Consider the following 14,637-nt stretch of genomic DNA (forward strand, 5'->3'; position numbering starts at 1 on the left):
GGACGGAAATCGTCGGCGCGACGTGATGACCGCCGGAGAGGCCTTTAGAGCGCGTGTCAGTACTCGGCGCGGGCGGTCCAGCGGAACGTGGCGAACGAGTGCGCCGGCACCGTCTCGACGAAGGACCGTCCGGCGAGGACGACGCGCACGCGGGTGTCGGTGCCGTTGGCGTTGCCGAGGACGGCGACGAAGTCGTTCGACCCGTGCCGGTAGACGACGTCGCCGATGCCGTTCGCCGTCGCGCTCGACTCCACCCGTACGTCGCCGGGGCTCAGGTACCGCGCGAACTGACCGATCGTGTAGAGCTCGTCGCGGACGCTGAACTCGCCCGTCTTCGTGTCGACCCTGACGAGGCGGTCGGGCCACTTGGTCGTCCGGCCGATCTCCTCCCAGTCAACGTTGTTGTCGCGCTTGTCCGTCCAGTGCAGCGTCCCGCCGTCCTGGTCCGTGGTCTGCGCCCACAGGATGTAGGAGCCGGCGTCCAGCCGGAAGTAGTTGAGGATCGTGTCCGGAGACAGATCGCTGGTCTCGGTCATCTGCACCGGCTTGCCGGTCTGCTCGTACGTGTCTCGCATGACCGTCGGGTCGCCCCAGTAGGGGTGGAAGGCGACGGCGTCGGCGGCCGCGCGGACCTGCGCGCCGGTCACCGAGCCGTCCGGTGCGTCCTGGAAGATGCGGTAGTAGTTCTTGGTCGCGGTGCTGGTCGGGTCCCGCCAGTCCCAGAAGTTGAAGTCGTGCACGTACAGCCCGGTGCCGAGCCTGGCGGCACGGAACTCGCGCTTGATCGCGAGCGCCAGCTTCTGCTGCTGCGCCACGGTGATGTCCATGGCCGGGTAGACGGCATCCATGCCGGGCTCGTTGAGCAGCGTGGTCGCGTCGATGTCGATGCCGTGCCGCGCGTACGCCTTGATGAACTTCACGTAATAGCGGGCGAAGACGTCGATGCAGTCGTCGCGCAGCCTGCCCACCTGGTAGTAGCTCGTGGTGCTGCCCGGCCGGAGCGCGACCTCGCCGGTGAACCGGTGGTTCGTCTTCATCCACGCCGGCGCGCTCCAGGCAGAGGCGAAGAACGTCGCGTGGGGGTTGTAGCGCTGGATCAGCTTGATGGTGTCGATGATGTGCAGGTCCAGGTCGTGCCGGATCGAGAAGTACTTCAGGCCGAAGTCCTCGGCGACGCCTGCGGGGGGCTCGTCCTCCGACCAGAACGGCAGGTGCTCGATGACGTCCGGACTGCCGATCGTCACTCGGAACCGGTCGAGGCCCGCGCCCTTCTTCGGATCGACGAGCAGCCGGATGGCCTCCTCGCGCTTGGCCGGGCTGAGCTTCCACAGGTTCGACACACTCGTCTCGTCCAGGGAGAAGCCGATACCGGTGTAGCGCTGGCGCGTCCGGTCGGGGTCGACGACGACGGTCGCGTCGGCGGGCGCGCCCTTGTCGTCCCCGAGGCGAACGGCGGGCAATGGCCGCCACTGGTGTGCGCCGCCGGTGGAGTAGGTGCCGGCCACGAACGGGTCGTGATGGACCGGCCCCGCCGTGGCCGTCGCCGGCAGTGCCACGGCGAGTACGGTGACCGTCGCGGACGCGGCGGCCAGCGCAGCGGTGATGAATCGCCTCACGGCGCCTCCTGAGAATGGGGGTCCTCACGGCAGGCTCCGGTGGTGGCCGTCGCCGCTTCGATGCGCAGTCGTGGATCGGGGCTCGTTCTCGGGCGGAGGAAACTTGCGGAAAAGGGTCCGGGGTTTCTGAAGCCTAGTTTCGCTGAGTCTTAAGTCAAGCCTTGAATTTATACCTAAGGCGTAGTCAGCCCAGAAGACAGTCGAGGGCGCCCCAACCGGCAGTTGCCGACGGGACTCAGCGGCCGACAGAGACCCCCAGGACAGGGCCATCGCCGTTCGTGATCGCGGTCCGTGGTCGAGCATGCCCCGCGCAGGCGGGGGCTGCGGGTGCTCGGTGCGTGCTCGGATACCGGTCGAGTAGCCGGGGGCATTTCAGCCCTGTGCATGCCGAAAATCTCATCCGTGCAGGTCAAGCGGCGTGCTCGTACTCGTTGAGGATTCCGCCCAGGCGTTGACGTCTTCGCACGTCCAGGCGAGCGATTCGGTCAGGATCAGTCGATCGACGGAGGCAGCGGATGGAACGCACGGTCGGCGGACGGCCCGGCCGCTTCGGCTTGGACCGGGCAGCGTGCCGACCCGCGATCAGGTCACGGTGCCAGCGCAGCACTGTGTCCGGGCGGACCAGCAGCCCGCAGCCGACGCAGCAACCCCGGCCTCAGACGGTGCAGCAGCGCCGCCAGGATCGCTCGGTCGGGTACGGCGAACCGCACCTTCCCACCCAGCTGGCGTTCCAGCACCGCGAGCAGCCGCGGCGGCCACCCGCCACGCGGCCATTCCGAAGTGATCAACCACTACCACCACGCCCGGAACCCGACGATCAACCTCCACCCGTCTCACCTGCACGGATGAGGTTTTCGGCAGGCACAGGCTCCGGGGGTGGTCGGCCCGGCAGTCACGACGCAGACCTCTGCAAGGAGCGCAACACCGTCGAGCGCCTGATCAACAAGCTCAAGGCCTGGCGAGGCATCGCCACACGCTACGACAAGACCCCGGCCGGTTACCTCGCCGGCCTCCACCTGCGCGCCTCGATGATCTGGATCAAGGACCTAACCCACACCACCGTTGATCACGACTCAATATCGCGGCCTAGGCCATAAGCGTGGTCCAGAAGTCGGGGTCTTCAGTAAGAGTGGTCGTGCGGCTGCGCTCGGAGCGGTTACCGGAGGGCACCCCAGCCATCGACATCAAGGGCATGCCCTCCCCCGTGGCCGCCGTTTCGCTCGCCTGGATGGCACCTGCTTCGCTCGCCTGGACGACGCCCGCTTCCTCGGCCGACCCGATCACACCGGCCGCGGAGACACCATCGAACCCGGCGACTCCGGCCATGAAGGGGCTGAGGGCTGGAATGCCGTTACTCGATCCGGACAGCACCGCGCTGGTGAGGGCCGGATTGCTCGTGAGGCTACCAAGGAAATGCGCGGGATTCAGCGAACCGGCCAGGTTCGTGCGATTGCCCGCAGTGGTGCTGTGTGCCGAGGTGGCGGACTTGGCCGATGAGCTCGCCCCTTGTTTCGCGATCGGCATCATCTTGAGTACGGCCGCGCCGATCTCAAGGGCCGCGGCGGCAGAGGCGGTCCCGGTGATCACCAGGTCCGCAGCCGCCTCGGGATCGCGCGACCCCGGCACGGGAGTGGGATACACCTTTCCCTGGAAGGGCTTCAGCGCCGCACCGTACGTGACGAGAGTGTCGCCGATGGTACTGAGTGCACTCTGAATACTGCTGCTGGACACCGTCAGATCGGTCATGGTGCTCTTGGCGTTGCTCGCCGCGACCCCGCTCCACGTCGTGTCACCCGCGAACAACTGCTGGTGGGCGGTGTCGATGGTGGAGCCCAGGGTTCCGTACAGGCTTGATATTTCCTTGATGGCGCCACCACACCCGATGATCGCGTCCGAGTCGATCGCCGCGAATAGCGACTGCGCTACTTCCGCGATTGGCACGAGCGAACCCCCTTGGAATCGTTCGTCTTATAGGTTGGGGATAATGGACTTCAGATGCGATATCATGGCGCAATTCTCGGCCTCGGCCGCATGGTACCGTTTCCCGGTCTCGGAAAGATTGTCGACGGTGGCCTGAACGCTTTTGGTGTGATTCTCATGCGCCACAGCCGCGACTCCAAGCGCCATTCCGATAGCGGCCGCGAGCTCTATTCCAGTGGGCCACATGCCGACGAGAGCTTCGGAAATTCCGAGACCTGCCAGCTGATTCGAAGTGCCGGCAAGCGGTTCGATGCCGTTTGACACGGTGCTCGCCGCGCCGTTGAAGACCGACCGATCCGGAAACTGTAGTTTTTCGCCTTCACTCATCGCGTCATCCTCGGGTGATCATCAGCTCCCGCTGGGACTGTGCCTGTGTTCCAGAGGCCATCGTAGTCTCTAATATACAGTCTTGTCTGTAAGAGAGTGGCCGACACTGGCCTTCGAGTGACCGTGCACGATCCGGGTGGCGTGCTCGACGAAGAACAGCACGTAGATCCGCTTGAGGAAGACCGTGTCGACGTGGAGCAGGTCACACGCGATGATCCCTTCGGCCTGTGCCTTCAGGAACTGCGCCCAAGTCGGGCCAGCGCGACGTGGAGCGGGGTCCCAGGCCAGCGCGTCTGAGGATGTCGCGCACGGTACTGGGAGGCACCCGGACGCCAACTCCGGCGAGTTCACCGCTGATCCGCGCATACCCCCAAGTCGGGTTCCCCGCCTTCTTCAAGATCGCCCATACGTCGACGGCGCGATCCTGCAGCCCAGACCGGCTAACTCCCCGGCGATCCTCCGATAACCCCAGCCGGGGTTCTCAATAGCCATCCGCACCACCAACTCGCGGATCGTAGGGCGCGTCGGCGGCCGACCAGAGTGGGTGCGTTTGCAGGTCCATCGTCGCTTGACCAGGTCGGCGTGCCAGCGAAGCACTGTGCCAGGGGTGACGAACAATCCGATCCACCGGGATGGGGGTAGCAGTCGCGCCAGCGCTGCGATCATCGCCCGATCGGCCAGCGACAACAACACCCCGAGATGGTCCCAGCCACGGCACCGATCCCGCAGCGAATCCCCAGCTCAAGGCACCCAACCGAGTTTCCGAGCGGGACACGGCCGATCATGATTCGGGGGATCGTCAGGCGTGCACCGGTGCCCGCTCGTCCAAAAGTCCTTCGCCTCGCAGATCGTCCCAGACCTGCGCAGGGATCTCCACGCCGAACGCTGCAATGTTGCGCCGTACCTCGTCCGCGGTACGCATGCCGACGACGATGCCCGAGACGGCCGGGTGGCGGAGTGGAAAGGCCATCGCCACCGCTGGCAGCGTCACACCGTGTGCCTCGCAGACATCAGCCATGCGATGTGCGCGCTTGAGCATCTGCAGCGAGGCGGGCGCGTAATCGAAGGTGGCACCCTCGGCGGGGCGGGCCATGGCGAGTAGGCCGGAGTTGAAGATCGATGCCGCAAGAAGCGAGACCCCCCGGTCCATGCATGCAGGCAGTAGTTCGTCGAGGGCGCTCTGGTCCAGAAGCGTGTAACGGCCGGACAGCATCACTACATCGACGTCCGACTCCTCGACCAGCCGGGTCAGCTTGCCGGGGTGATACATCCCCGCGCCGATCGCGCCCACCATCCTCTGGGCACGCAGTTCGGCGAGGGCCGGATAGCCCTTGTTCAACGCATCCTCGAAATGCTCCTCCGCGTCGTGCAAGAACAACAGGTCGATACGGTCGACGCCCATCCGCTCGAGCGAGTCCTCCACGCTGCGCAGAACACCGTCCCGCGTGAAGTCCCACACCCGACGGTGCGTCGCGGGCACCGCGAAGCTCTCGTCCATCCGGCCCGCCGGGTCCTGCGGGACCAGCAGCCTGCCGACCTTCGTTGACAGCGTCACCTCCTCCCGCGGCTTGCCGCGCAACAGACCGCCGATGCGGCGCTCGGAGTGCCCGATGCCGTAATGCGGAGAGGTGTCGAAGTAGCGAATCCCGCTGTCCCAGGCCGCCTCAAGGGCTCCCGCGGCGGTCTCGTCGTCCAGCGACGCGAAGAGTCCGCCGAGCGGGCCACCACCGAAGCCCAGCTCCGTGACGTGAACCTTGCTCTTACCAAGCCGGTTCCGCCTCATCCACCATTCCCCTCACATGGCTGGTAATGCGGGATCATCCTGCCGCGGCCCGCACCATCTCTCCAAGGGGATTTCCGCAGGGCATAATCCACCGGACATCGCCTAGTGCACGGTCTCGTAGAGCCAAGCCGAACCGACGTCAGCGGGCAGCACACGCCCCCATTCTCATCCGCTGGAAGCGTGTGGGTGCCCAGAATTGAGCCACCGGGCATGACCTGGAGTTTCTCGATCGGCGGACAGGCACGGCCGGGGCGCGGCAGGATACGGACTCGTGGCTTTGCGACTGATCACGCCGGATCGGACTGCTGGTCACCCCGGGCACGCTGCTGCGCTGGCACGCCGATCTGGTGAAACGGCGCTGGACCTACAAGCGCAAGACGCCCGGGCGCCCACCGACCAAACCGACGATCCACGCGTTGGTGCTTCGCCTAGCGGCGGAGAACCCCAACTCTGCACCGATCAGCCGGCCGGGTCATCACCTCCACCGTCCAGCAGATCAAGCACAACCAGTGCATCCGCTGGACCGGACCCGCGATCGGCAAAGGACTACGCATCGACCGGGGCGTCCACGTGTGGAACTTCATCAAGGTCAAAGGCGGTGTCATCGTCCGCACCGAAGAAAGCTGGACCGGCGACCAGATCGAGACCGACCCGGCCACCGCCATCACTTACCTCGCACCAGGCCTCGACGCCTGGCTGGCCGACCTCAAAGCCGCCGCCGAAGCCCGCTCTTAATCCGCTGGGCCGGCGTTCGAGTCCTCCCCTGGCAGCAGCCACGCCGACCGCCGGCGGCGCCATGCAGCACACCTTTTAGGCACTTCATAGGCATGCGATCGGCACCCTATGCCGATCGCATGCCTACATCCTCTCGCCGCCGAGCCTCGGCGCTCAATCTGAGAACCGCCGGCTCCCCCGACCATCGACAAGCCCGGGCATGACCTGACAGTGCTCCTGGAGTGCTCCCCATCCGTGCTCCCATGCTCCCTCCGGGCGCGGGGAGCACCGGGAGCACACATGATTGCTGAACCGTCCTGAACGGACGCCAAAGAACCTCACTGGTACCCGCTGACCGGCGAGGCAAGCGACAACGTTGTCAAATTAGCCGACGCGGGGTTCGGGGTCCGTCGGCCACGCGGAGTCGCCGGGCAGATCGGCGGGATCGCACGGATGGCCGATCCATCGCTCGAGCTGATCGAGCTGTCGGCGAGCCGTGTCGGCCGCGTGCCGGGCCTCCGCCCGTACGCCGGGATCGTCCGCCAGCGCCGCGGCGTGGTCGAACCAGAGCGCCGCCTCGGCGTGCTGGTCGTCCTCGGCGCAGCGGTTGCCGGCCGTGAACGCCGCGTCGACCAGCTCGTCACGGGCGACGAGCGGGCCGGCGGCCATGAGGTGACGAGCGGTGTGCACGGGATGGCGGTGCGGCAACTCGGCGAGCGCGCGGGCCGCGGCCGCGTGCAGCAACTGGCGGCGTGCCGGGGTGAGGTCCTGCAGCACCAGCTCGCGAACGAGATCGGGCATGAGGTACCGACCCTGGCGCCCGGGGGCGGTGCCGTCCTCCCAGTTCAGCACCCGAGCGGTGACGGCCGCGTCGATGAGGGACAGCAGCTCTTCGCGGCTGATCGTCCGGATCCGCAGGAGGAGCTCCGGGTCGAGCTCCCCTCCCGTCACCGCGATGGCCTGCAGCATCGTGAGCACGCGTTCGTCCAGCAGGTCCATGCGTGCGCGCAGCACCCTGCTGACGGACGCGGGAAGCCGTGCCCCGGGACCCGTTCGTTCCTCACTGGGCAGCTCGAGGATCTCGGTGATGAGGAAGGGGTTCCCCTCGCCTCGCCGATGCAGCGCGGCCGCCTCGCGCTGATGGAGCTCGCTGCCCGGTGCGCTCGGGTTGAACGGGGTGGACCGGCGCTGCATCAGCTCGTGGACGTCCGCGACGGTGAGCGGCTCCAGTGGCAGGAGGGTGGCGCGGGTCTGCCGGACGAGCAGGGCCAGGAGCTCGCGCAGGCCCGCGTCGTCGGTGTCCTGCGTCGTGCAGACGACGATGAGCGGCACATCCCGCAGCAGTGCGGCGTAGCTGCCGAGCAGGCGCCGGAAACGAGGGCCGGCCCGGTGCAGATCCTCGATGAGGCAGATGGTGGGCTGCTGGGTCAGCCGCTCCGCCAGTTCGTGGGCGACCGCCTCGGATCCGCCGTCCAAGCGGATGTCCGGGTACGCCATCGAGATCAGCCGGCCCATAGGGTCCGCGCCGTCGTCCGCCTCGGAACCGATGTCGATGCCGCACCGGACCCACACGGTCTTGAACCCGGCGTCCATGGCGCGGGACGCGAACTCCTCGGCCAGCCGCGTCTTGCCGATGCCGCCCTCCCCGGACAGCACCACCCAGCGTGTGTGGCCATGGCCCGCGTCGCTCAGGATCTCGTCGAACCGGGTCAGCTCGCCGGCCCGGCCGACGATGAACGAGAGCGTACCGGCCGGGCGCCCCACGAGCGGGACAGGTGCCGCATGCGAGCGGAGGGGAGCCAGAGCCGCCAGGTCCTGGCGGAGCACCGCCACGTGAACGTCGCTGAGCTCGGGTCCCGGTACGGTGCCCAGCTCTTCGGCGAGCAGCGTACGGATCGTCTCGAAACGCCGCAGCGCCTCCGCGGGCCGGCCCGCCAGGTACAGGGAGCGCAGCAGCAGCGCCCACGCGGCCTCGCGCAGCGGAGACCGCGTGGTGAGCTTCTCGGCGATGACGGCCGCCTCATCAGGATGGCCCTCGTGGAGGAGGACGGTGGCGTGCAGTTCACCGGCCGCGAGCCGGATCTCCTCCAGCCGGGCGATCTCCCTCTCGGCGAAGGCGTAGTTGGCGGCGTCGGCCAGAGCGGTCCCGCGCCACAAGGCCAGTCCGCGCTGGACCTCCCGGCGGGCCTCGGCAAGTCGTCCGCGCGTCAGCAGCCCGCGCGCATGGTTGACCGCCTCCTCGAACCGGGTCGAGTCCCGCGTGTGGGGCGGGGCGTTGAGCGTGTACCCCGCCGACCCGCTGAGCAGGACCGTGTGCCCTCCCCGCCGCGTACGATCCGGCTCCAGCACGGCGCGCAACCGGCTGATGTGCGAGTGGATGGAGGACAGGGCGCCCCCGGGCGGATTTCCCTCCCACAGGTCCTCGCCCAGGCGGTCCGCCGAGACCGGACGGCTGTCCGCGATCAGCAGCCGGGCAAGGAGGACACGACGTTTGGGCGGGCCCAGGTCCAGCCGGGCGTCACCCGACCAGACCTCCAGCGGACCCAACAGCACGAACCTGAGGTGATCGCTCAATCGCTCGCCTTCCACAGCATGGGCGTTTTCCCTGCTCGGCCAGCTCGGGAATGGCCTGTCGGGGATCGGCAAGGCCGCTGGTCGATCAGCCGAAGGTCCAGATGTGGTCGTCCTTGGGATCGCACGGGAAGAGCGTGAGCCGGGCGTCCTTCCCCCCGGACCCGTAATCGCCGGACACGTCCAGGCACAGCTTGTGACTGACGTAGTTGCGGATCCAGAAGTGGCCGCTGCTTCTCTTGTCGAGGTACCACATCTGGTTGTCGCTCAGCCCGGGATAGCAGAGGTTCTCCGACAGGGCGGTACGGGCGGGCGCAGGCCCCGCGCCGGGCACATCGAAGCAGTAGTTGTCCTTACTGTTGCGGATGGTGAACAGGTCGGCCCCGTGCGGTCCGCGGCCCTTCATATTGACGACGAGATCCCAGAGTTGGTTGTCACTGTCCGACCGGGTGCAGGTGAACTGGTTGATCGGGCCCTCGATGCTGCCATTGCCGTAGCCGGGAACGTCGGCGCACAGGCCGGTCATCGTGTTGTGGAGCAGGACGCGCGTGGTCGTGGAGAACTTCGGCCCGGTCGGGCCGCGTCCTCCGCCGCCCGTCACGCCGACCTTGCCCTTGCCCGCCTGGGTCCCGTGCTTTCCGGCGATGGCCTTGGACACGGGCTCGCCGGCCTTCGTGCCCTTCTTCGGGGACGCGGACGCCGACGGTGACGGTGACGCGGTGACGGTCGGCGAGGCGGAGGCGTACGCGCCTGCCGCGCCCTGCCCGTCGGTCATCACCCTGTCCGCCGCGGCGGTGGTGCGCTGCTTCCTGCCGCCGTGAGACTCGGTCCCGACGAGCAGGATCGGGATCGCGAGCAGGACGACTCCGCCGATCGCCACGGCGGCGAGTACGGGTTTGCGCGGCCGGTCCGGCGGCATCTCGTCGCCGGCCGCCGCAGCGCCGTCCGGGGACGCCGGCGCCACCGCGACGTTCCGCAGCCACGCGGTGCGCTTCTCCTTCTTGGCGGCCTTGTCGTCCTTCTTGCCGTCCTCCTCGGGGGCCTTGTCGTCGGCCGCCGGCTTCGTGGCCTCGTCCGGTGATGCCGCCGGTTCCTGAGCACCGCCGGAGCCTTCTTCCTCCGGCGCGGCCTCACCGGCGTCGGCGGTCTCCCCTCCCGCTGAGGCGGGCTGGTCGTCCCCCCGCTCGGACGTGGATTCAGAGGCCGGGGTCTGCTCCTCCGCGGGAGTAGAAGCGGACGCGGGAGCCTGTTCCTCCGCGGACGCGGGATCGGAGGCCGGCGCCGGCTCGTCCACGGACGTCGGACCGGAGGCCGGCGCCAGGTCCTCTGCCGCATCTATGTCCGCTTCAGGCAACTTGACCGGCCGGCGGACGCCGAGCGACTTCGTGGGTTCGCCGGATTCCGACTGGGAGGACACGATGTTTTCTCCTTACATGTTCGTAAATTAGAGTCACGGATGGGGCCGGTTGTTCGCCGTTTCTCGAGGCGGCCTCCATCACATGGCTCCACCCAGTGGCTCGGCGCAGCGGACGGGCCAGCCGACCGGAGACGCTCCCTCGGCCGCGGGCGGGTGCCGGCGCAGCGCTTCGCCGAGCTTCTCCAGAACGGCCTGATCGGCGGCGCCGAGCACGCCGGGCCGGTCGTCTGTTTTCGATCCCCCGCCGAGGACCTCGCTCAGGAGGACGATCGGGGCCTGGCCGTCGGACCGTACGCCGAGCACGCGGAAGGTGGTTCCCGGGGAGAACACGACCTCGTCGGAGCCGGCGCCGGATCCGGCGCCGGAGCCGGAGCCGAGCAGCGGGCGTACCCGCCGGCCGGTCGAGGACCAGATGACGTATCCACCCACCGCGGCGGACAGACCCGCGGCACCGCCGATCGGCAGCGCGCTGACCGGCACGGGTCCGCGCAGGACCGTTCCCGGTACGAACCGCTCCAGACCGGCGTCGGCGGACAGTCCGCCGCGAACCGCCGCCCCCCGGTACGACGGCAAACGGCTCAGACCTGAGGTGAGGCAGGCGAGGTACGAGTCGGGGAACCCGGGTCCGCCCGGTGATCCCGGCTCACGGCCGTACGGCTCGCCGAGCCCGCCCGACAGGTGGACGTGCACCGCGACGAGATCGATCCGTGCCGCGTCCACCTGCCCGCCGCGCAGCGCCGGCATCCGCGTCAACGCCCGGTTCACCGCGGCGCTATGCCGCTCCCAGATCGGTTGTACGAGGGACCGGAACTCCGCTCGTTCCGCCTCGGTGCTGCGGCGGAGGGGTTTCGCGACAGGTCCGGGCCGCGCTCCCCCCGCGACGGAGGCCGGACCAGGCTGTGGCTCGGCGGGCGGAGCCGACGGCACGGCCCGGTCGGCCGGGGACGGCTCGGCGGTACGGGAGGGCGTGACGGGATCGGAGGCGGCCGGGCCGGCGGCCGTCGTCGTCGACGGCCGCTCGGCGGCGATGGGCTCCGCGGGCGGCCGAGGGTTCGGCGGCGTTACGGGGGCTTGGGACTTCGCCGGCCGTACGGGGACCTGGGATTCAGCCGGTCGCACGGGAGCCTGGGACTCCACCGGTCGTACGGGTGTCTGGGACTCCGTCGGCCGTACGGGTGTCTGAGGCTCCGCCGGCCGTACGGGGGCGGCCGGTGCCGAGGGCTCGGCCGGTTCTCTCGGCGTAACGGGGGTCAGCGGGATCTTCGCCAGGTTCGGCGGGAGCGATTTCGCGTCACTCCCCTGCCGCGGCCCGGTCGGCGCCGGCGAATCGGTACGCGTCGGGTCCGTGACCGCGGAGGACGGGGGAATCGGCGGTTCCGGCGTGTGGGACGGATCGCCGTTCGGGGGCGGTGCGGAGCCTTCCGTCGGGTCCCCGGGGGGATTCGCTCGCCCGGGGGCCGCGGACTCTTCGGGTACAGGCGCGGGCGAACTCGCCTGCGCGGACTGTGGGAAGGCCACGCGATCGGGAAGGGGCGGCCGCGTGGGCGAAGGGAACCCGTCGGCAGCCGGTCCCGCGGCGTTGGCTCGTGCGGGCGCCGAGTGTTCGACCGCGAAGGCGGAAGCCTCCGCTCTCGCCGACGGTGGAGAGGCGGACGGCTCCGCCTGAGCCCGAGCCGTGTGCGGCGTCGCGACGGTCCGTACGGTGGGCGACGCGGGAGCGGGCGCGGCCTCGACCGGTTTCGGCTCCACGAGCGACACGTTGTGCTCGATGGCCAGCCGGAGCAGGCGGAACCCATCGTCGTCCGACCCCTCCGGCTGCGCGACCCGGTGCAGGGCGACGAACTCACGGACATCGGCGTCCAGGTCGGAGAGCACGCGGGACAGACCGGCGAAGAGCGCGTCGTCGGCCGGCGCGCCGCGGAGGTTCACCTCGATGGCCAGCTGTTCCGGTGCCACGGGCCGTCCGGCGAGGGTGGGCGGCTCGCCGTGGGGCCCCACGATCAGCCCGGACATCGTCACGGCGACCTGCCAGCGATCCGAGATGCGGATGACGCCCTTGTCCGTCTGGACGCCTCCGGAGAGGGGCGAACGCCAGCGGACCAGCCGGGGCGCGGCGGGACCGTCCGTGCCGTCGGCGCCGTACGGCCGGCAGGCGACGGTCTCGACGAACGGCGCCCAGGTCGGTTCGGCGTCGGCGCCGATCAGGACCGGCCGGACGACGGGCTCGGTCTCGGAGCCGACGACCAGCGGGAGGCCGGTCCACACCTCCACCTCGGCGCCCAGGATCTCCGCGGTGTCCTGAGCGACGGGCAGCAGATCCACGGGACCGCACGGGGCGAGACGTACGGCCGCACGCGTCGCGGCGGGCAGGGCCGACAGCAGGGAGGCGAGTTCCTCGGCCGAGAGTTCCGCGTCGCCGCTGAGCCGGGGGGCGCCGACCAGGACGGTGAGGTGTTCACCGTCCACCGGAACCGAGTAGCAGAGATCAACCGCCCAGTCTCTCGGCTCCCGCGCCGACCGTATGAGGATGCCGGCGGGAACCTGCTCCACGATGTATCCACCGGCGGTGCGGTCGGACAGTCGCGCCAGCGCGGACTGCCAGGCCGGGACCGGGCTGCGCGGCCCGAGGAGCGTCGGCTCCGCGCCCGGTGTGAACGATCGCCAGCCATGGCCTGGCACGTCCGCGCCGAGGGCGAACAGCGAGCCGCCCGGCAGGATCAGGACGCCCGCGTCCGGAGCGATCACCTCGATGCCCCACGCGTCGGCGATCCGCTGCGCGAGGGCGGGGCGGCCGACGCGCTGGCCGCCGGCACCCGACAGCACGATCCGAACCGTGGTGACCCCCTTGGCGCGGAGGGAGTCGAGCACGGTGCCGAGCCGGGCCCAGAGTTCGGCGCTCGCGTCGTCCGCGCCGATGACGAGGGTGAAGTACTCATCCGCGCCGGCGACGGCGCGGGCGAGCTCGGCGACGCCGTCCCGCCCCGGCGCCACGTCCGGGGCGGACCGCAGCAGGATCAGCCCGTCGAACTCGTCGACCAGCACCCCGGCCCGGCCCGTGGCGCGGGCAGCGCCATGGTCCCCCGCCCCGGGCGAGGTGGGCGCACTCTGCCTGCCTCGCCCCGGCCGGCGGATGGGCGCCCTTCTCCAGCGGGTCACGATCTACCTCCGGTGACGGCTTCGGTCGCGGGCGAAAAGATGGCCGGCCGTGGACCCGCCACCGGCACACCTTCTTCTCGTGACCGCACGGCGGTCCGCGGCCACCCCTCGGCCCGTACGGAGGCGACTCGGCGAGAGATGACCGTTGCTTACGCATACGAAGCAACGGCCGATCGAGTTCAACCGAAGTAACCGATTTTTCGCCGAGTGTGAATCTCTCCGTTCCCTGTCGGCGTCAGCCGTCCCCGGAGACCGTGCGGGTGACCGGGACGTCACCTCCGACAGTGGCCTGCCGCGACATGACCTCGTCGCCTTCGGTGCCGCCGTCGGCGGGCAGGCGATCCAGTGCTTCGCGGAGCATGGCGGTGTCCACGGTCATGCTCACCGAGGCCGAGGGGTTGAGATAGAGGACGTGGCCGGCGGGCAGCCGGTCGGCCAGTTCCCGGACGCTCATCAACTCGAACGCCAACCGGCCCGCCGCGTGCAGATAGGCCGGAGAGGTGAAGACCGGGACGACCCGCGTCCTGCCGTCCGGCGCGGTGGCGGGCAGCGGATCGCCCTCGGGGGTGACGAACACCGCGGCCTCCGGCAGGGCGGCCAGCGCCTCGACGACGGCCTCGCCGGGACCGTAGCCCGTCGCGGCGAGCTGCACGGTCGCGTCGACGTCATCGATCGGCTCCGGCCAGCCCAGCGTCGACGGCGACGGCTGATAGTCCTCGTTGTCGCGCCATTCGACGAGCTCGCCTTCGGGGCTCGAACGCCACTGGCCGACCACCGCCCACGGCGGAGGTTCGCCCTCCTCGTGCCACGCCGGGTCGACCATGCCGAGCCAGTGGTCGGGGGCGAGCCGGGCCGCCTCTCGGATGGAGTCCGGGATTGGAGGCATCCTCTCACTCGCGCCCTGGATCGTCTCTGCGCCGGCGATCGCCGTGGTCGGCTGCTCGTGCACGTCGCCCTGTTCGGTCGTCACTCTTCCTCGCTCCATGTCCGGTGAAGTCGGCGCTATCCGACCTTGGTCAGCGCAACGGTCCAGTCCCGCCGCAGACGGATCTCTTCGACCGCCACGATCACGC

General features: G+C 69.5%; 11 protein-coding genes and 1 pseudogene. 3 read left to right on the forward strand and 9 right to left on the reverse strand.

What is annotated here, in order from left to right; all coding sequences use genetic code 11:
- Positions 1 to 56 precede the first annotated feature (56 nt).
- Both NE236_RS26150 and NE236_RS26155 read right to left on the reverse strand, forming a co-directional pair.
- Positions 57 to 1,616 carry a glycoside hydrolase family 30 protein gene (locus tag NE236_RS26150; protein ID WP_252844792.1) on the reverse strand — a complete coding sequence of 520 codons (1,560 nt, stop codon included), beginning with the start codon at positions 1,614 to 1,616 and terminating at the stop codon, positions 57 to 59.
- Positions 1,617 to 2,203: 587 nt separating this feature from the next.
- A complete protein-coding gene (locus NE236_RS26155; RefSeq protein WP_252844793.1) occupies positions 2,204 to 2,404 on the reverse strand; it encodes a hypothetical protein in 201 nt (66 codons plus the stop codon).
- 78 nt (positions 2,405 to 2,482) lie between these two features.
- On the opposite strand from NE236_RS26155, the pseudogene NE236_RS26160 reads away from it, so the two are divergent.
- A pseudogene (locus NE236_RS26160) lies at positions 2,483 to 2,713 on the forward strand (hypothetical protein); the annotation flags it as partial.
- On the opposite strand, the gene NE236_RS26165 reads toward NE236_RS26160, so the two are convergent.
- A complete protein-coding gene (locus NE236_RS26165; RefSeq protein ID WP_252844794.1) occupies positions 2,703 to 3,557 on the reverse strand; it encodes a hypothetical protein in 855 nt (284 codons plus the stop codon). The pseudogene NE236_RS26160 and the gene NE236_RS26165 overlap by 11 nt on opposite strands.
- A 27-nt stretch (positions 3,558 to 3,584) precedes the next feature.
- Positions 3,585 to 3,923 carry a hypothetical protein gene (locus tag NE236_RS26170; RefSeq protein WP_252844795.1) on the reverse strand — a complete coding sequence of 113 codons (339 nt, stop codon included), beginning with the start codon at positions 3,921 to 3,923 and terminating at the stop codon, positions 3,585 to 3,587.
- 117 nt (positions 3,924 to 4,040) lie between these two features.
- On the opposite strand from NE236_RS26170, the gene NE236_RS26175 reads away from it, so the two are divergent.
- Positions 4,041 to 4,220: a hypothetical protein gene (locus NE236_RS26175; protein ID WP_252844796.1), complete on the forward strand. Its 180-nt coding sequence runs from the start codon at positions 4,041 to 4,043 to the stop codon at positions 4,218 to 4,220.
- A 502-nt stretch (positions 4,221 to 4,722) separates the two neighbouring features.
- On the opposite strand, the gene NE236_RS26180 is transcribed toward NE236_RS26175, so the two are convergent.
- The gene (locus NE236_RS26180) at positions 4,723 to 5,706 is read right to left on the reverse strand and encodes an aldo/keto reductase (protein WP_252844797.1); all 984 of its coding nucleotides are present in this window, start codon (positions 5,704 to 5,706) and stop codon (positions 4,723 to 4,725) included.
- A 570-nt stretch (positions 5,707 to 6,276) separates the two neighbouring features.
- Between NE236_RS26180 and NE236_RS26185 the strand changes: the two genes are divergently transcribed.
- A complete protein-coding gene (locus tag NE236_RS26185; protein ID WP_252844798.1) occupies positions 6,277 to 6,441 on the forward strand; it encodes an SRPBCC family protein in 165 nt (54 codons plus the stop codon).
- A 363-nt stretch (positions 6,442 to 6,804) separates the two neighbouring features.
- Here NE236_RS26185 and NE236_RS26190 read toward each other — a convergent pair whose 3' ends face one another.
- The 4 genes from NE236_RS26190 to NE236_RS26205 form a co-directional block, all read right to left on the reverse strand.
- Positions 6,805 to 8,994, reverse strand: a complete 2,190-nt coding sequence (locus NE236_RS26190; RefSeq protein WP_252844799.1) for an ATP-binding protein — start codon at positions 8,992 to 8,994, stop codon at positions 6,805 to 6,807.
- 85 nt (positions 8,995 to 9,079) lie between these two features.
- On the reverse strand, positions 9,080 to 10,408 hold the full coding sequence (locus NE236_RS44665; protein ID WP_252844800.1) for an RICIN domain-containing protein: 1,329 nt from the start codon (positions 10,406 to 10,408) through the stop codon (positions 9,080 to 9,082).
- A gap of 78 nt (positions 10,409 to 10,486) precedes the next feature.
- On the reverse strand, positions 10,487 to 13,564 hold the full coding sequence (locus tag NE236_RS26200) for a hypothetical protein (RefSeq protein WP_252844801.1): 3,078 nt from the start codon (positions 13,562 to 13,564) through the stop codon (positions 10,487 to 10,489).
- Between the two features lie 235 nt (positions 13,565 to 13,799).
- Positions 13,800 to 14,534 (reverse strand): type VII secretion system-associated protein, encoded by a 735-nt coding sequence (locus tag NE236_RS26205; protein ID WP_252844802.1) that lies wholly within the window; start codon positions 14,532 to 14,534, stop codon positions 13,800 to 13,802.
- Between the last annotated feature and the right edge of the window lie 103 nt (positions 14,535 to 14,637).

Source organism: Actinoallomurus purpureus (genome assembly GCF_024055795.1).
Classification (GTDB): domain Bacteria; phylum Actinomycetota; class Actinomycetes; order Streptosporangiales; family Streptosporangiaceae; genus Actinoallomurus; species Actinoallomurus purpureus.